Annotated in this window: 18 protein-coding genes; 11 read left to right on the plus strand and 7 right to left on the minus strand. The window is 64.3% G+C overall.

Features of this window, described 5'->3' with window-relative positions; genetic code table 11:
• Positions 1 to 317: 317 nt before the first annotated feature.
• From E4T66_RS19730 to E4T66_RS19745, 4 genes are all read right to left on the minus strand, one after another.
• A complete protein-coding gene (locus tag E4T66_RS19730) occupies positions 318 to 1,160 on the minus strand; it encodes a pPIWI-associating nuclease domain-containing protein (protein WP_211243041.1) in 843 nt (280 codons plus the stop codon).
• Between the two features lie 903 nt (positions 1,161 to 2,063).
• A complete protein-coding gene (locus tag E4T66_RS19735; protein ID WP_136851549.1) occupies positions 2,064 to 2,312 on the minus strand; it encodes a DUF2188 domain-containing protein in 249 nt (82 codons plus the stop codon).
• Positions 2,313 to 2,405: 93 nt separating this feature from the next.
• Positions 2,406 to 3,455: a helix-turn-helix transcriptional regulator gene (locus E4T66_RS19740; protein ID WP_136851551.1), complete on the minus strand. Its 1,050-nt coding sequence runs from the start codon at positions 3,453 to 3,455 to the stop codon at positions 2,406 to 2,408.
• Between the two features lie 213 nt (positions 3,456 to 3,668).
• Positions 3,669 to 4,037 (minus strand): hypothetical protein, encoded by a 369-nt coding sequence (locus tag E4T66_RS19745; RefSeq protein WP_136851553.1) that lies wholly within the window; start codon positions 4,035 to 4,037, stop codon positions 3,669 to 3,671.
• Between the two features lie 182 nt (positions 4,038 to 4,219).
• Here E4T66_RS19745 and E4T66_RS19750 point away from each other — a divergent pair, with 182 nt between their 5' ends.
• The 8 genes from E4T66_RS19750 (at position 4,220) to E4T66_RS21640 (ending at position 8,788) form a co-directional block, all read left to right on the plus strand.
• Positions 4,220 to 4,441 (plus strand): helix-turn-helix domain-containing protein, encoded by a 222-nt coding sequence (locus tag E4T66_RS19750; protein ID WP_136851555.1) that lies wholly within the window; start codon positions 4,220 to 4,222, stop codon positions 4,439 to 4,441.
• Positions 4,442 to 4,684: 243 nt separating this feature from the next.
• Positions 4,685 to 5,044 (plus strand): hypothetical protein, encoded by a 360-nt coding sequence (locus tag E4T66_RS19755; protein WP_136851558.1) that lies wholly within the window; start codon positions 4,685 to 4,687, stop codon positions 5,042 to 5,044.
• Complete coding sequence (locus E4T66_RS19760) at positions 5,044 to 5,334, plus strand: hypothetical protein (protein ID WP_136851560.1); 291 nt, start codon at positions 5,044 to 5,046, stop codon at positions 5,332 to 5,334. The genes E4T66_RS19755 and E4T66_RS19760 overlap by 1 nt, the downstream gene beginning before the upstream one ends.
• Before the next feature lie 63 nt (positions 5,335 to 5,397).
• The gene (locus tag E4T66_RS19765; protein WP_136851562.1) at positions 5,398 to 5,901 is read left to right on the plus strand and encodes a hypothetical protein; all 504 of its coding nucleotides are present in this window, start codon (positions 5,398 to 5,400) and stop codon (positions 5,899 to 5,901) included.
• A gap of 31 nt (positions 5,902 to 5,932) precedes the next feature.
• Complete coding sequence (locus tag E4T66_RS19770; RefSeq protein WP_136851564.1) at positions 5,933 to 6,691, plus strand: metallophosphoesterase; 759 nt, start codon at positions 5,933 to 5,935, stop codon at positions 6,689 to 6,691.
• Between the two features lie 5 nt (positions 6,692 to 6,696).
• Positions 6,697 to 7,395 carry a metallophosphoesterase gene (locus tag E4T66_RS19775; protein WP_169577739.1) on the plus strand — a complete coding sequence of 233 codons (699 nt, stop codon included), beginning with the start codon at positions 6,697 to 6,699 and terminating at the stop codon, positions 7,393 to 7,395.
• Positions 7,392 to 7,937 (plus strand): hypothetical protein, encoded by a 546-nt coding sequence (locus E4T66_RS19780; RefSeq protein WP_136851568.1) that lies wholly within the window; start codon positions 7,392 to 7,394, stop codon positions 7,935 to 7,937. The genes E4T66_RS19775 and E4T66_RS19780 overlap by 4 nt, the downstream gene beginning before the upstream one ends.
• An 83-nt stretch (positions 7,938 to 8,020) precedes the next feature.
• Complete coding sequence (locus tag E4T66_RS21640; RefSeq protein WP_211243042.1) at positions 8,021 to 8,788, plus strand: 5' nucleotidase, NT5C type; 768 nt, start codon at positions 8,021 to 8,023, stop codon at positions 8,786 to 8,788.
• A gap of 140 nt (positions 8,789 to 8,928) precedes the next feature.
• Here the strand turns inward: E4T66_RS21640 and E4T66_RS19795 are convergent, their stop codons facing one another.
• Positions 8,929 to 9,315, minus strand: a complete 387-nt coding sequence (locus E4T66_RS19795; RefSeq protein WP_136851570.1) for an SWIB/MDM2 domain-containing protein — start codon at positions 9,313 to 9,315, stop codon at positions 8,929 to 8,931.
• Positions 9,316 to 9,857: 542 nt separating this feature from the next.
• Here E4T66_RS19795 and E4T66_RS19800 point away from each other — a divergent pair.
• The 3 genes from E4T66_RS19800 to E4T66_RS19810 all read left to right on the plus strand — a co-directional run bounded on the left by E4T66_RS19800 (position 9,858) and on the right by E4T66_RS19810 (position 14,461).
• Positions 9,858 to 11,525 carry an FAD-binding dehydrogenase gene (locus tag E4T66_RS19800; protein WP_136851572.1) on the plus strand — a complete coding sequence of 556 codons (1,668 nt, stop codon included), beginning with the start codon at positions 9,858 to 9,860 and terminating at the stop codon, positions 11,523 to 11,525.
• Positions 11,522 to 13,276, plus strand: a complete 1,755-nt coding sequence (locus E4T66_RS19805) for a thiamine pyrophosphate-binding protein (protein ID WP_136851574.1) — start codon at positions 11,522 to 11,524, stop codon at positions 13,274 to 13,276. Before E4T66_RS19800 ends, E4T66_RS19805 begins: the two co-directional genes overlap by 4 nt.
• Positions 13,277 to 13,351: 75 nt before the next feature.
• The gene (locus E4T66_RS19810; RefSeq protein ID WP_169577740.1) at positions 13,352 to 14,461 is read left to right on the plus strand and encodes a sensor histidine kinase; all 1,110 of its coding nucleotides are present in this window, start codon (positions 13,352 to 13,354) and stop codon (positions 14,459 to 14,461) included.
• Here E4T66_RS19810 and E4T66_RS19815 read toward each other — a convergent pair.
• Together E4T66_RS19815 and E4T66_RS19820 are read right to left on the minus strand one after the other, a co-directional pair.
• A complete protein-coding gene (locus E4T66_RS19815) occupies positions 14,421 to 16,250 on the minus strand; it encodes a pyridoxal phosphate-dependent decarboxylase family protein (RefSeq protein WP_211243043.1) in 1,830 nt (609 codons plus the stop codon). The two genes, E4T66_RS19810 and E4T66_RS19815, sit on opposite strands and share 41 nt — an antisense overlap.
• 236 nt (positions 16,251 to 16,486) lie before the next feature.
• Positions 16,487 to 16,861, minus strand: a complete 375-nt coding sequence (locus E4T66_RS19820; RefSeq protein ID WP_136851580.1) for a putative zinc-binding protein — start codon at positions 16,859 to 16,861, stop codon at positions 16,487 to 16,489.
• Positions 16,862 to 17,067 lie beyond the last annotated feature (206 nt).

Genomic DNA, 17,067 nt, shown 5'->3' on the forward strand with positions numbered 1-17,067 from the left:
GGCGGGCCTGCTCAACGGCCCCGCGCTTGAACTCTGGACTGAACTTCCTTCGCTTCGACATGAACACTCCTTGCGGCCATTATCGGCCTTCTCGAAAGTGTCCGAGTCATCGGGGTAGAACCCATCGAACAGACAAGGTGCGGGAGGACATTCGCGCTAGTTAAGCTAGGGCGCCCCGACTATCTGGGGAGCGGGGCGCGGCGGTACTCGGGGCGCGTGCTAGTCCAGAAACACCCTCATCGCCTTGCGCAACTGAAGGACTTCTGCAGGCAGGTTCCTGGCGATCTGGATCTCCCACCGCATCTGCCGGAAAGTTGCTACTGCACCAGATGGGATAGGAACGCGATCCCGTCCTCGACTCGCTTTCGGAGTGCCTGGAGTTGCGTGAGCTTGATAGCGCCCGCTGTCCCATGAGTTCCGGTATTGAAGACCTCAAAGAGATCGACAACGTTGCTGATATCGCTCTCGACGAATGCCTCGAGGTCAGCTTGATCCAGCCCGCGGACTCGAAGCAGGTACCGTACTTTGGCTCGGCGAGTTGGAGTGCCCTGCGGCGTGCGGTCGCAATCCGGAGTGGCAGCGGCGACTGCGTCGTCCGGCGCCTTCGTCTGCAAGATGCGCGCGATGATCTCCCGGGCGCTGGTGCAGAAGTGCCTCGCAGCGTCGGGATTGCGCGGACTCAGTGAGTACAGGGCGCCGCGCCAACGATCAGCAAGTTCGGATGAGATGATCTCAAGGAAGGGAGTCACCGGGCTGGCCGGCTCGTCTGGAGCGGCGCCAGACGTCTGTTCTGCGTCACCTTCAAAAGCGTTCACCAGCCCGGCGCTATTTGCAGCCTCACGTTCGGATAAATCCAGGATCTCGCTGTATTTTTGATCCAGCTGTCCGGCATCCGCGGCTCGCTCCAAGCACTCATAGGCTCTATGCACAGCATTGAAGGAAACGCGCAGCGTCACCTGTCGAGACGAAGCCGTGGGCCGACTCAGCCGCGCAAGCTCTCTGGCGAGGCGATCGCGATTTGCGCGTACGCGTGCGTTGTACGCCGTTACCTGCTGGTTGTAGTTCCTCACTGCTTGGTTCACTCGTTGCGAGTGAGCCCTGAGTTCTCGGTTGATCTTGTCAATCGCCTGACGCTGCTTTTGCTGCGCCTGTCGGATCATGTTCCGAAGCTGAGAGGGGGTAACGGACCTGGCCATTGCGCTACCTGCATTGAGGCTGGATTAGAAGATGAAGAATGCGCGAGATGTGCGTTTGATCCGCCCGAGCGGCTCCGTGTGCCCGTAACGCAACACGTGCGAATGTTGCTCGGCTAGGCACGGCGGGTGCGGCCGCACGCATAACACCTGAAGTAGAACCCCCAACGACCTTCCTGAAGCCGGACAGCCCCTCCGCAGTGATGACAGGAATCCGCTCGACCCGCACGCCACTGCCATAGCTCGAGGAGCTGACCGAAGGCGAGGATCCCCGACCAGAGCAACAATCCGGCCGGCACGTACGTCGCCGCCTGATGTGACGCCTCGACCAATGCGCTCATTAAGGGCTGATGAGAAAGCCTGCTCGGGATCCACCATCTGAATACGATGGCGGCGATTGCCGCGCCCAAGACGAGTAGAGCAGGCGCGGCGAACATTCTGAACACCATGCGGTCGTACATGCTTCGTGCCTTTAGATTGTCAGCCGGCCCATCAACGGGAGCGATCTTGGCGTTTGGGCGTCCAAGGCCAGGTGGGTGAGGTATGTCAGAACGCCGATGAGGCTGAGGTAGCGTATTGCGCCGTGCGCAGGATCTTGGGGCCGCCAGAGAAGGAGCCGATGGCCTCCGTGGAGCAGGCAACCGGCAGCCACCCAGCTATGGCAAAACTGGCGATGGTGCGGATGCCACGGTGGCTCAAGCCAGTCCGGCAGACTCGCGAGCGCCACAGCCAACGCAGCCGACAGAGCAGGCATCGCTGTTGCCCGCCCCGAGCTGCGCTCATAGACGGCCTGTGCAAGTCCGACCGTCACGGCTGCGGTCAAGGCATGCTCCCTTCTGTTGGACATGGCCGCGCCTTACGTCGTGGCGCTCAGTGTTCCTTATCCTTGGGCGGATGGGGATCGTTGCCTGGGGCAATTGTGTCCTTGCTGCGGATCAGGTGGTCGCGGCCCATGACCGTCAGCTCACCGCCGCCCTGATTGCGCAGCATCTCCTTGGCCGCCTTCTCGGCTTCGGCCTGATTGTCGTGACGACTCGACGCGCGTTCGGCGTCGTTGCGCTTGTTGACCCAGTCGCCATCCTTGTCGCGATACACGGTGCGGTCCTGCGGTTTGCTCATGTGACGCTCCTTGGCTGCAGTCCGGGCAAAGCCCGTTCCGGTTTCCTGAGCTTCCTATGATCCACCCCGGGTGGCTCACCAGATGAGCCTGGCTCAGGCGTCGTATAACGCTCTGGTTTGCAAGAGCTTTTCGTGAACGGATTGCCTAAGCGCCGGCGGGTCCAAGACCTCGACGTCCGGGCCGTACTTGAGAATGTCCATGATCAGTTCGTCGTCATGGAGATATGGCAAGCGCAAGGTCAGCCTTCCGTCGGCGGCAATCTCGGCCCGTTGTTCGGGATGCCACGTTTCCTTCGCCACCCAGCGGCTCCGCAGCACCGAGAAACGGAGTACGGCGAGGTTGTCTGGTTGTCCGGAATAGATCCCGTAGCTACTCGCGAGCTCTCGATCAAGCGCTTTGTCGGGTACGCTCTTGGCCTTCTTATCCAACAGAGAAGGTTCCTGTATCGCGTCGACTGCGAAGCTGCGAAGTCCACAACGCAAGTGACACCAAGCATCGAGATACCAGTTGTCGCGATAGTGAACCAGTCGCTGTGGCGAGACAGTACGTTCAGTCAGTTCGCCCCTGGCGCGCACTTCATACTTCAGGTGGATCTGCCTGCGCTTGAGCACGGCATGCGCGAGCAAGCTGAAGCCGGCGAAGTCGACGGCGCGACCGCCCATAGTCAGAATGCGGATTCGACGCCGAAGCTGTTCGCGATCATCGATCGAATTCTCGAGCAACTTCTCGAGCCGCACTCGAAACGGGGACGTATGCTCGGTGAGCACGCCCGGTTGAATCTGCTGCAACATGGATTCGAGAACCAGCAACGCATGCGCCTCGCGTGGACTGAACCAGAGCCCGGGGAGGTTGTAGCGGTCAGCGCCAGCCTGCGCGAAGTCAAATCGGTACTTGCCCGTACTGCTGTCCCACACGATGGGCGCCCAGAATCGATTGCGCATGTATTCCAGATCGCGCTTGAATGTCGGCAGTGAAATTCCGAGTCGATCGAGAAGCGCGTTTCGAGATACCCCCCCGGTTTGAGAGCGCAGTAGTTGGTCGATCAAGTAGAAGCGCTCAACTCGTTCCATCCTGGCCGCTCGCAAATTCTGAAGCATTGGGATCTGTCGCTTCGTCCACAACCGCCGCAGCTCGATGATCATGCACGTAGCGCCTATCCAAGGGAAGATTTGCGGAAACGTAGGGGATTCCAGCTGCGAGCTGGCTGATCCGCAGAGCTATGCGTGCTGGCTTTCGGAGACCGCGGAGTTATCCGCGACTTTGGAGTGCTGCTGCGGCCGGACCACGGCCGCGCGGCATCACTGGAGTTGTGCCTCATATCCGACGCGGCAAAGCAATCAGCTCTATAGCGCACGTTAACGAGGGTAGGGGCCCAAGTCACCGCGCTCGGTCGATCGGCGTCGGCGGTACTCGGGTGAGTGCTCGTCCAGAAATGCGCTCATCGACTCTCGTAACTGCAGGACCTCCGCCGGCAGCTCCAGATTGAGCGTTCGCGCGATCTGTACTGCGTACTGGACCTGTTTGTCACTGGGTGGCATCGGCGCTCGCTCGAGCATGTCGGTCACGATAGCCACGAGTCCCTGGATGAACTCGGTGGCGGCCCGGTCCGGGCCGGGCTTGTCCGATTTCTTCGAGAGCAGGGCGAGCACGCGATCCTCGACGTGAGGCTCGAATGGGATCTCGACCGAGAGTTCGTGATCGCCGTAGACCAAGCGGAATGACACTGATGACGCCTCCAGACCAACGGGCCCACAGTGTTCGACCGCAGCAGAGCGCCCATTGGCTTCCCTCCGGGCTGACCGCTCGGAATCCAAGGGCCGGGCACCACGCTCCGCTCGCGCCGGCTTGTAGATTATTCCCAACTGGAAATAGACCGTCTAGTCCCTTGCCCTGAGGCTAGCCTCCCATGCGGAGGCCGGCCAAGAAATTACGAGAACTCCTGGGGGTCAACGTACGGCGCCTGCGCCAAGAGAAACGTTTGACCCAGGAAGAATTGTGCGCTCGAGCAGGGATGGGGCAGTCGTACCTCAGCCAGCTGGAATCCGGGGCCAAGTCGGTGTCCATCGACGTCCTTGACAAGCTTGCTCGCGCATTGGGCGTGACGCCGGATCAGCTGCTCAGAAAGTGAAGACAGGCGTCTTTCGGGCTCGACAGGATATTTCCAGTAGGGAATAATCTCGCGGTCGGCGCCCCCAGCGCTTGAGTCGCCTGTCGATGTGCCAGCGGATAGCCCGAAGCCGCGGCAGGCAGTCTGGGAATGCGGTCGAAATCCATCCAGCCCACAGGCTCGAGATTCGACCGTGCATATTGCTCCGCTCACAAGCCGTTGTTCGCCGCGCTTTGGTAGACCCTGCTCAGTTGAGGCCGGGTCATGACGCCGGAGCACATGCGCTTTGGCGCGACGCCAGGCTCCGATGTCGAGCAACGCATTTCGCGCGGCGAGGTGATTCCTCAGGCCGAAAGCTGCCAGGACAAGCAGGTACCCGAAGTCGTCTGGGCGCAGTACGGCATTCCGGCGACCGGCGAAGTGGTCGTAGTCGCCCGATGTGGTGCCCTCAGCTACTACGCGGTGGCGCCCTCGTATCTGCTCGTACCGCCCATGGCGGACCGGATCTTTGGGTTGGACGTCGCCGACGAGCAACTGGGCCACGAATTGGCGGATCAACTCTGGGAGCGGCATAGCGCCGAGTTGATCGCCGAGGCCCAGCGACTCAAGCGATCGGGCCCGTGATGAATGCCTCCTTCTCCGGGCTTCAGTTTCGCCGACACCTCGCATTCCGACGGCGCGGTTCGCCCACCCAGGTTCTCCGCGTCCTGGAGGACATCGATGGCTGGTACTACGTCGTCAGGCTGGCGGGCACGCCGGATTTCGGTCCGTACTTGCCGGCCGAAATCTCTTGCGCCTTTGACGTCGAACCCGAACCCGTCGCGGTTCGTGAAGTGACGCCGGCGATGTCCGGTTCGGCGCCGGACTCTGACGCCACGCAACCAGTCGGGAATTCCCAACCGGAGCTGGAGTGACGTTTCGACCCGCTGATCATCCAGTGGCACACCTTCCTTTCTCGCTATCAACCCGGAGACACCATGCCGTCCTCAGATCATCTGCCCGCCGATCTCGCGGAAGCCCTGCGTCGCGGCCGAGCGATCCCGCTGCTCCTCGACTATCGCCTGCCGGAGGCGTGTGATTACACGCTTTCCGTCATCGGCACCATCGACGACGCGCATTTCCACGGATTGTTTCTGCCGGACACCTACGCCGGCGAGAAACTCGTGCGAATGAACGTTCCGGGGTGCCCCGAAAGTCCCATCGTCGAACTCAAGACGGATTCCGCGGACGCCAACGCCATCCACGAGTTGTGGTCTCGCTGGCACGGCGGCGTACTCGAAGGCTACCTTCAGTTCATGCGCGCGATCGCATACGTGCTGAGCATGGACAAGCTGCAGGCTGCCCTGGAAACCGCAGAGGTGCTTGACCCGGTCGCCGACACACCCGAACCCAAGGCGCCCGACAGGAAGTCCCAGTCCAAGGGTCGGAAGAAGCGATCGGCACCGCCCACCACGAAGAAGGGCGGCAGGCAACGCAGTTAGAAGTGATCCAGATGATTCCGCGTGGCCGCGCATGCTGAAGCTGCGGATCTACAGCGATCTCCACCTCGAGCTCGGTCGCTTCCACCCGGTGTTCGGGACGGACTACGGCGAGGATCTGGTGATCCTCGCCGGCGACATCGACGTGGGTACAGGCGCGATCGAGTGGGCCACGAATCGCTTCGCGGGGCGCCCGGTGGTCTATGTGCTCGGCAATCACGAGTACTACCACCAGGAATTCGGGAATCTCGTCGAGCGATGCCGCGCGGCAGCCCGGGGGACCAGTGTCCACGTGCTGGAGAACGACGTCTTGGATTTTCGAGGCGTCCGGATTCTGGGGGCGACGCTCTGGACGGATTTCGCCGCTGTGGGCGAATCCCTCATCAAACGTTGCGTCGACTGGGCGCGCGATGAGCTGGGGGACTACGCGGTCATCCGGGACGGGACAGCGCCACTGCGTCCGCAACGCACAATGGCGCGTCACGCACAGAGCCGTCTGTGGCTCGAGCAGCAGATCCAGGCCGCGCGCGGACCGCTGATTGTCGTGACCCACCATGCGCCAACGGCGCGCACGGGTCATCCGTTGTTCGCGGGCCAGATCAACAGCACGGCATCGCACAGCCTGTGCGACGACCTGATCCGACCGCCGATCCGGGTCTGGGTCCATGGCCACACGCATCACAACGTCGACCGGCAGGTCAACGGCGTGCGGGTGTTCACGAATCAGTGGGGCTACCCATGCACCCCGGCGCAGGGCTTCCGAGAGGACGGCCTCTTCGAGCTGGACGTCTGAGCGCCATGAGAATCCGCATCTTCTCGGACCTGCACTTCGAGTCCGGCCGAAACCCTCTGGAGTTCACGCCGCCGGACGATGCCGATCTGGTGATTCTTGCCGGCAACATCGGCCTGGGTGCCGAAGGCGTCTACTGGGCGAAATACACCTTTCGCCGCACGCGCGTCGTGTACGTGCTCGGGAGCGCCGAATACGACGGTACTCCCTACAACGGACTGATCGATGAATGCCAACACGTCGCCCGCGGCTCCACCGTCACCGTTCTCGAGCGGGATACGCTCGACATCGGCGGTGTGCGGGTGCTGGGCACGACCTTGTGGGCCAACTTCTCGTCCATCGATGAGTGGACCAGCGCGGAGCTGTTCCGCGATTGGCAGACGCTGTTCGCACAGACTGAGGCTAAGGAGTTCGTGAAAAGTGTCCGCTGGCTGGACCATCAGATCAGTTCCGCCGACCGGCCACTGATCGTGGTCACGCACAACGCGCCGATGACCGCGCCGTCATCCGAGCTTGATGCAGATCGGACGGTCCGCCCCATGTGCCACCTGCTGCGCAGCCCGGTCCGGTTGTGGGTGCACGGCCATACCCATGTCAACGTCGATGCGCGCGTGCAGGGCGTCCGCGTCGTCACCAATCAGCTCGGGTGCGCGGGCGACGCCATCCCCGACTTCCGCGCCGACGGGCTCTTCGTGGTGGATCTATGAGCGGCCCAGCAGGGAATGACGGTGAGGGGGTCGCGACGGCCGGCAAGGCCGTCCATCCTGGCGACCTCTACGCGCACTTCGCTGAACACGACGCCGAGTTGAAGGCCCGCTATCCCGAGCAGTTCCAAGGCCAGAATCTCGGTCTCCGCTGGCCTGACGGCTGGCACACACTGGTCGCCGGCGTATGCGCCTACGTAGCGGAGCACGGGATTCCCGTCCGTTGGCACCAGATCAAGGAAAAGTTCGGCGAACTGCGGATGTACGCCGAAGGAGTGGCCCTGCGCGCGGAATTCCAATCCGCCGACGGCGCGACCTCGTTCACGAGCGCAGGCGAAGAGGGATCCGTGCCGGCCGCCCCGACGCTGGAAGCGAAGATCAGAGAGGCGCAGACGGCATCGCTGCAAACCTGCAGCCGGTGTGGCGCCACTGACCCGTCGGCCCAGGTCACCCGTCGAGTGTTGGCGGGCTGGTGGTTCACTGCCTGCGATCGCTGCGTCCCCGATATCCATGCGTACGTCGCCTTACCTCGGGATCAGCGATGAAACCGAAGCTACCGCCTGACGGCGAAGCTAAGCAGGGCCGGCGACCGCGCCCCGCCGATGCGCAGCTACGCGTCTTCATCGACATGGACGGCGTGCTCTGTGACATCGCCGCTGCATATCAGCAAGCGGCACGCACGCACCCTGACGTCGCTTTTCCGCAGAGCATCCCCGGGTTGTTCGCCTCGCTCCGCGTAATCCCAGGGGCGATAGAGGCGGTTGCCGAGCTGCGGAGCAATCCTAGACTCGACGTATGGATCCTGTCGGCGCCGTCGACGCGCAACCCGGCGTGCTATTCGGAGAAGCGCATCTGGGTCGAGAAGGTGTTCGACTATCCATTGGCCAAGCGCCTGATCCTGGCGTCCGACAAGTCGCTGCTGCGCGGCGACGTTCTGATCGACGACAACATCAGTGGAAAAGGGCAGGACCGATTTGAGGGCGAGGTGCTTCATTTCGGCTCCAGTCGGTTTCCGACGTGGGCAAGCGTTCTGGAACACCTGCGACGGCGCCTTCGTTTCCTGTCGGCCGACACCGGCGCGACGGAGCGGGAGGCAGAGGATCACACCGCACCTGTGGTCGCCACGCGACCGGCTGCCGCATGGCGCGTGCGTTCGGTCGAGGTACTGCCGGATTACTGCCTGCGCGTGGTCTTCAACGACGGAACTGCAGGCGTCGTTCGGATGAAGCGGCTAATTCACTCTGACAGCGCCGGCATCTTCTCGGCACTCTCGGATCCTGCTCGGTTCGGGGACGTTCACGTCGAACTCGGAGCTGTGTCGTGGCCGGGCGACATCGATTTGGCTCCTGACGCCATGCACGCGGCGATCGCTTCTTCGGGCGAATGGATCCCGTAAGCCAAGCTGACGACAGGCACGGCAACAACGACCCATGAGGGACACCGATAAGTTACGTGTCCAGCAACAACGAACCCCCGGGAGCGGCATCGTCCCCGGGGGCTGCTTCCAAGTGAGCCTTGGAGGTACGCGGCCGGCGCTTACTTAATGTGCTTGCTGACCAGCTTGGTCATCTCGAACATGTTCACGGTCGCCTTGCCGCCGAACACCTTCTTGAGCTTCTCGTCGGCGTTGATCTGACGCTTGTTCTTGCCGTCCTGCAGGCCGTGCTTCTTGATGTAGGCCCAGAGGTTCTTGACAATCTGGCCGCGCGCCTGCGGCTTGCTGCCAACGACTTCGGCTAGCGTCGCGCTGGGCGTCAACGGCACCATCAGCGCGGGGTTCGGTTTGCGCTTGGCCTTCTTGACGGCCTTCTTGACGGCCTTCTTGGCCGGCGCCTTCTTGGCGATCTTCTTCGCGGGAGCCTTTTTCACCGCCTTCTCGGCAGCGGGCTTCTTCGCAGCAGGTTTCTTCTTGGCCGTAGCCATGCCTCATCACTCCATCGATATCGCCCAGGACGGGCACCCTATCGTAGAGGGAAATCGGCGCGAGGCGAGGGGGATTTCCCTCGCCGTGGCGTAACGGCTGTTATTGTGATTCCCTGCGGTTATCGGGCCTAGCAACGTTTCGTTCGAGCGCTGACAGGTCTGTCTGTGAGACGGCAATCGCTCTGACGGCGGCGCGGGCCATATACGTCGAGATGTGACGTATCGCCGCTTCGACTGAAGCGAAAGACGGACCAATGCGATTGATGGCCTAGACGCTGATGCAGCTCTTCAACCGGTTGTCATGTGCGCCCACGGAGTGTTTGCACCGGTCGATTCAAGCCATCCCCCCCACTCAACGCACCGTTGAGAGCATTCCGATTGACTTAGGTCAAGTCCTGCAAAGGCAGGTCACCTAGAGTGGTTGGCATCCCGACACCGGTCGTTGCTAATGCCATCAGTATCCAGCCTTGTCTGTCCCTTCGCTGACGCAGCAGCGTGCGCAAACCAAAGACATGTTGTCAGCAGAGACTGATGGGCCACAGATGCGGTACCGCACCGAAACAGCGATCATTGGAGGGGGCTTGGCTGGTGTCGTCACAGCTCTCGAACTTCTCGATCGGAATCGGAACGTCCTCTTACTTGAGCGCGGTGGCGCGGACGGGGTCGGTGGGCTTGCCAATGAGGCGTTTGGCGGCGTGCACTTAGTGGATACGCCGTTGCAGCGCCTGCAAGGTGTGCGCGATTCTCGGACGCTGGCACTGGCGGACTGGCACAGCTTTGCAGAGTTTGACGCCGACGATCACTGGCCGCGACAGTGGGCTGAGTACTACGTTGAGCGCTGCCGGCCGGACGTGTACGACTGGCTAAGGCGCTACGGTGTCAGTTTCTTTCCGGCAGTCCAGTGGGTCGAGCGCGGCTGGTACCGGCCGGGCAACAGCGTGCCGCGTTACCACGTCGTTTGGGGCACCGCGCGGCACCTGACGCAGGTGCTGGTCGCGGCGCTGCGGGAGCATCCACAGCGCAATCGGTTGCAAGTCCTTTGTGGCCATACCGTGCACGAGCTGACTTACCATGGGCGCGCAGTCACCGGCTGCGCGGGAGAGACCGCGGACGGCGGCGCGTTCGCGGTCGATGCGGAGCACATCGTCGTGGCCAGTGGCGGCATTACCGGCAATCTGGCCAGGGTGCGCGCGAACTGGCCGCGCGACTGGGGTGCCGCGCCGGACATGCTGCTCAACGGCTCGCACCCGGAGGCCGACGGCGCGATGCATGATGCGGTGGCTGCACTCGGCGGCCGCGTCACACACCTCGACCAGATGTGGAACTATGCCGCCGGTGTGCGCCATCCGCGGCCACGTTTCGACGGGCACGGCCTTAGCCTGATTCCCTGCAAGTCCGCGCTATGGATGGATCACCGCGGCGTGCGCATCGGGCCGGAGCCGCTGGTGACCGGCTTCGACACTCGGCATCTGGTACAGCGCGTCGCGGCGCTTGAGAAGCCGTATTCGTGGCAGGTGCTGAACTGGCGTATCGCGGCGCGAGAGCTGGCAGTGTCGGGCGCGGAGCACAACCCCGATATCCGCGATCGGCGGTTCATGTCATTCCTCGTGAATATCCTCTCTGGGAATCCGCGTCTGATCCGGCAGATGGTGATGGAGTGTGCCGATTTCGTCACCGCGAAGTCGGTCAGTGAACTCGCGGAAAAGATGAATCAGCTGGCCGGCAGCTCTGACGTGGACGCAGGTGTGCTGGAAGCGGAGATCCGGCGCTACGACGACAACATCTCGCGCGGGCCGCGCTTCCACAACGACGACCAGCTGCGCCGCATCGCGCAGCTGCGCCGCTGGCTCGGCGACCGTGTGCGCACCTGCCGCTTCCAGCGCATTCTCGACCCGGCAGCCTTGCCGCTGATTGCAGTCCGCCTGCGCGTGGTGACACGCAAGACCCTGGGTGGCATCCAGACCGATCTGGGCGGGCGCGTGCTCGACGCCTTCGGCATGCCGCTGCAGGGCCTGTATGCAGTCGGGGAGTCTGCCGGCTTCGGCGGCGGCGGCAGCAGTGGCAAGCGCTCGATGGAGGGTACCTGTTTGAGCGGCTGCATCCTCACCGGCCAGGCGGCGGCCGCGGCCATCGCTGCCGGTACGCCCGCTGCCATCCAGTCGCGTGCGCCAAAGCCGGTCGTTCGTGACGTTGAAGGAGTTTCCACATGAAACAGACAGGTGCTCAACTCGCGCGCTTCGCCCTCGAACAGCTGGGCGTGCGCTTTACGTTCGGCATTCCCGGCGTGCACAACACAGAGCTGTACGACGAGCTGGTGGACTCGGCGACGATCCGGCCGGTGCGCGTGACGCACGAGGGCGGCGCGGCCTTCATGGCCGACGCGGTCAGTCGCACCTCCGACTCGATCGGCACGCTGGTGATCGTGCCGGCTGCCGGTGTCACGCTGGCCTCGAGCGGCATCGCCGAGGCGTTTCTCGACGGTATCCCGATGCTGGTGATCACCGGCGGCGTGCGCACCGACAGTCCTTACCACTACCAGGTGCACGAGATCGATCAGATGCGGCTGGTCGAGGGCTACACGAAGGCGCGCTACCGTATCCGTACGCACGCCGAGATCGTGCCGACGCTGTACGAGGCCTACCGGATTGCCATCAGCGGCGAACCTGGCCCGGTGTTCGTCGAGATTCCGGTCAACATCCAGTTGTTTCCGGCCGAGGTCGAGGAACCCGCGCCGTATACGCCGAACCCTGCCGCTGCACCGCTGTGCGATGAGGCCATCGCGCAGGCCGTGGATCTGCTCACGCACGCGCGCCAGCCGGGCCTGTTCCTGGGCTGGGGCGCCCACGGTGCGAGTGATCTGATCATCACCTTGGCCGAGCGCCTGAACGCGCCGGTGGCGACCTCGCTGCAGGGCTTGAGCGTGTTCCCGGCTTCGCATCCGCTGCATACCGGCATGGGCTTCGGTCCGGCCGCAGTGCCGGCCGCGACCGAGGCGTTCCGGCACTGCGACTGCCTGCTTGCCGTTGGCGTGCGCTTCGGTGAGATCGCCACCGGCAGCTACGGCATCCGGCCGAGCTGGCGCCTGATTCACGTCGACATCAACCCGGACGTATTCAACGTGAACTACCCGGCCGACGTTGCCATCGCCGGCGATGCGCGCGCAGTGCTGCAGCGGCTGCTCGCAGACATGCCCGCCACCGACGCGGCCGCGCCACGCACCGACGACGCCTTGCGCGCCCGCATTCGCGACGATAAGAGCCGCTATCACGCCGAGTGGCTCGCGCACGACAGTGGTACGCGCGTGAACCCGGCGCGATTTTTCGACCGCCTGCGCGCGGCGCTGCAGGAGGACGCGATCGTCGTCGCCGACGACGGCAATCACACTTTCCTGGTCGCCGAGCTGTTCCCGGTGTTGAAGAACCGCCATTTCATCTCGCCGACCGACTTCAACTGCATGGGCTACTGCGTGCCGGCGGCGATCGGCGCGAAGCTTGCGCATCCGCAGCAGCAGGTGGTCGGCATCGTCGGCGATGGCGCTTTCCTGATGACCTGCATGGAGACGCTGACGGCTACCGAGCTGAAGCTGGGCATTGTGTACTTCGTGTTCCACGACGGCGAGCTTTCGCAGATCGCGCAGGCGCAGAAGCTGCCGTACAACCGCAAGGCCTGTTCGATACTGCCGGACATCCAGATTCGCGGCGTGGCGGAGGCGACCGGCGCGGCCTTCCTTTCGATGCAAACCAACGACGACGTGGGAGCGGTCATCGGCGAGGCCCTGCGCGTGGCGGGTCAGAACCGGCCGGTTATCGTCGATGTAAACATCGACTACTCGAAAGCGACGCGCTTCACCCAGGGCGTGATCAAGTCCAATTTCGCGCGCATGCCCGCGCGCATGAAGCTGCGCATGGCCGGCCGCGCCCTGCTGCGCCGCGTCCGGCCGCCGGAAACGGAGACCAGCTGAGTGGGCGCCGGCGACGATGCGCGGGCTGTGGCGGTCGCCGTAGAATTCGGTATGCGGGACCGTTCGGAAGACCCTATGCGCGCGATCGCCGGCTTTGCGCACGCGGCGATGCTGCCGGTGACCCTGATGCTGTGCGCGATGATCGCGCTGGGCAGTCTCGCGCTCGATCTGACGACGCCGCGCGGTGTCGCGGACGGCATGCTCTACGTTGCGCTCGTGCTGCCGAGCCTGTGGCTGCCATGGCGCGGCGCACCGTTCGCGCTGGCGGCGCTGGGCACCGCGCTGACCGCGATGGGTTACTGGGGTTCGCCGCCGGGCGCCGAACAGTGGATCGTGCTGACCAACCGCACGATGGCGCTGGCGATCGTGTGGCTGACTGCGGTGTTGTGCTATCTCCATAAGGGCGCGTTGATGCGGCTGCGCAACGACGAAGGCGAGGCCGAGCGCAGGATCCAGGAGCTGCAGGCGAATCTCTATCACATCGCTCGCCGCGGCGAGCTGGGCGAGATGGTCAGCGCGATCGCCCATGAGCTCAACCAGCCGCTCACGGCAGTCTGCAATTACGTCGCCGCGGCGCGCCGCCTGCTGCCGCCGCCGGAGCAGGGTGGCAGCTGCGAGGCTGTCGAGCTGATGGCGAAGGTGACCGAGCAGGCGAACCGCGCCGCGCAAGTGCCGCGCCAGGTGCTGCGGATGATGAAGGCGGGCTCTACTGAGCGTACTGCGGATGACCTCAATGCGGCGGTCGAGGAAGTCGCGGCGTTTGCGCTGATCGGCAGCCGGCAGCTGGGCATCCATGCCACGCTCGATCTGGCGGCCGATCTGCCGCCATGCCTGATGAATCGCACGCAGGTGCAGCAGGTGCTGCTCAACCTGGCCCGCAACGCCATTGAAGCCGTCCACGGCTGCGCACGGCGCGACCTGTCGATCCGCACCGCGCGGGCGGGCGACGGCTCTCTGGAAGTCGCCGTAGCCGACAGCGGCGACGGGCTCGCGAAGGAGGTTCAGGAGCGCCTGTTCATGCCGTTCGTCACGACCAAGCCCAATGGCAGCGGCATCGGCTTGTGCGTCGCGCACACGATTGTCGGCGCGCACGGCGGCCGGCTGTGGGCCGAGGCCAACCCGGGCGGCGGCACGGTGTTCCGCTTCACGTTGCCGGCGGCGGTGTCCCGGAAGCTGGCGGGCTGACGCCGCCGCGCAGTTCGCTGCGGATCAGGCCGGCGAGGTAATCGCAGTACAGGTCCAGGTAGTTCGTACCGGCGGGCGCGTCGCGCAGCCACGGGTTCATCAGCGTATGGCGCAGGATCAGCATGCTGTCGGCCGAACGCTCGTCGACGCCCGGGCGGTCGCAGAATGTGGCCGGATCGATGCCCAGCGCCGACAGGATGCGCTGGCTGTCGGTCCCGCCGAGCGCGGCGCGTGACAGGCGCGTGGACGAACCGAAGAACTGTCGCGTCTGCACCGGCTGCTGGCGATCCACCTTGAGATGGCCGTAGATCCGCTCCGTGAAGTCGTTCATGCGCGCCAGCGAGCTGTTGCCGAGCGGGTTGATCGCGATGCAGACCAGATTGCTGTCCGGCTCGAACGGCAGGATCAGGCGCGCCACGTCGGCGACGGCGTCGGCAAGCGTCCGCACGCGGTCGAAGAAGTACTCAGTGGCGAGCAGAGATTCGCGCTGCAGGCGCCCGAAATGGCGATGGTCGAGCGGCAGAGTGCGGTGCGTGACGTAAACCGCGGCGGCGGCGGCGCCGGACTTGGAGCCTTCGAGAATGTATCGGCCCAGCGCGCGGAACCGGGCGCGCGGATCGTGGGCAGTCGGCGCCGCGGGAGCGGAGAACGCATACGGCGCGTCCTGCGCGACGAAATCGAACACGCGGTGGTCGCGGCACACCAGCGCGCCCGCTCCGTAAGGCAGATAGCCCAGCTTGTGCGGATCGACGGTGACGCTGTCGGCGTCGCCCAGCGCGGCGAAGGCGTCGTAGACCTCGTGCGAAGGGAAGTAGCGGAAGTCCGCGCGCACCTGTTCGTGGCTGCGCAGCGAACCGTCCTCGGCGCGGAAGATGCTCGCCAGGTACCCGCCCCAGGCGGCATCGATGTGGATGCCGAAGTTCAGGCCGCGCGCCTGCCAGTGTTGCCGCGCTGCGACGATGCGATGGATCGGGTCGATCGTGCCGAACTCGGTTGTGCCGAGCACACCGACGACGCACAGCACCGGCCGCTGCTCAAAGTGCGCCCGCGCCAGTGCCGCGTCCAGCGCGGCTGGATCGAGACGCATGCCGCGTGTGGCAATGCGCCACAGGTTCGCAGTGCCCAGGCCCAGCAGCTTCATCGCCTTGTCCCAGGAGTAATGCGCCGTGACCGGCACGATCACGACCGGCGGAAGACATTTCGGGTGGCGTGCGCAGAATTCGGCGACGCCCAGCGTCTCGATGCGCTCGGCCTCGATCGCCTGCGCCAGTGCCTCCGCCCGAGACCGGTCGGCGTCGGCGGCCAGATGCGTCTCACAGGCGGCGCGCAGCGCGATCGCCTGGTCCAGCGGCAAGTTGAACAGCGCCCAGTCGTCGAGCGCGCTCAGCGGCCGGTCGCCGCAGTCGAAGTCGCAGCCGCAGCGCTGCGCGGCCGCGCGCACCGCGAGCGGGAAGAAGCGAACCGCGCGCAGCAGCCACAGCGACTCGTAGTTTGCGACGCTGCCACCGGAAGTCAGGTGGCCGAAGGCACTGGGGCACCGCGTCTCGTCGGCGGGCATGCCGAGCATGCGTGCGAGCTGCAGGCCGGCGTCGATCTCCATGTCGACGGTGACCGGCGCCGCCTCGTCGACGACGTTGTTCGGGTTGTAGGGCAGCGCCGTCATCTGGGCGATCAGGCCCGGCAGCAGCAGATCCGAGGCCATGTGGCCGATGTAGCGCGGGCTGGAGAACGGCACCGAGTGTTTCAGCGCCGCGCTCAGCAGGTGCAGTTCGCGGCGCATGCGCGCCATGAAGTCGCGGTATTCCGCGGAGTCGGCGGCACAAGTCGAGATCGGCGGCGGGTCTTCCGGGTGGAAGTTGCGTCGCCAATAAATGTGGTCGCGCAGGAACTCGATCAGGATTCTCTCGAAGGCGTCGTCATTTTCGCCGTAAGAGCCGAGGAACAGCGGTGCGAGGAAGTCGCGTGCCCCGCGCGCTGGATCAGGGTTGGATTCGTTCACCGGCGCAGCTCCGTTCACACAGGCGCCTACAGACGACGGATCAAGCCGCCCATGTCGAAGTCCTGCGCGATCTCGCCGTACTTGCGGAAGCCGAGCTCGTGGAGCTTGATGTGCCGACCGATTGCGTGTCCGTTTCGTGCAAAAACCCCAGCGCCGCACTCGATCGGACAGCCGTCGATCACCCAGGTGGTGCGCCGCGCGACCTCTTTGACGAATGCGGGCTTCAATGCACCCAAGCCGGCGAGGCACGACATCTCGGCGATGCCGCGGCGATCGAGTTCGCGTGCGAGGTCGTAGCTCAGGCGCGCGACGTGGGAGCAGCCGGCACAGGCAAACACCAGGGGTTTTGCGGCGCTTTCGCCCGTCCTGGAGGCCGTGGCGTTTGAATGTGTGTCCAACATGGCCGTTGCAGTCGTCCGGAAATGACCTCAGGCGCCGGCTGATTGAGCGGCGCGAGCGCCAACCATAGCGTGCCGCTGCGTGCCGGCTTTGATCTGGATCAAGAGATGCAACGCGTAGCGCAGACGCATGAGCGAGTTCTTTGATCTAGGTCAATGAGGCGCCGGCGGATTCCGACGACATTGCCAATAGATGCATATTGTCTGAA

Source organism: Sinimarinibacterium arenosum, from assembly GCF_005047655.1.
GTDB lineage: Bacteria > Pseudomonadota > Gammaproteobacteria > Nevskiales > Nevskiaceae > Solimonas.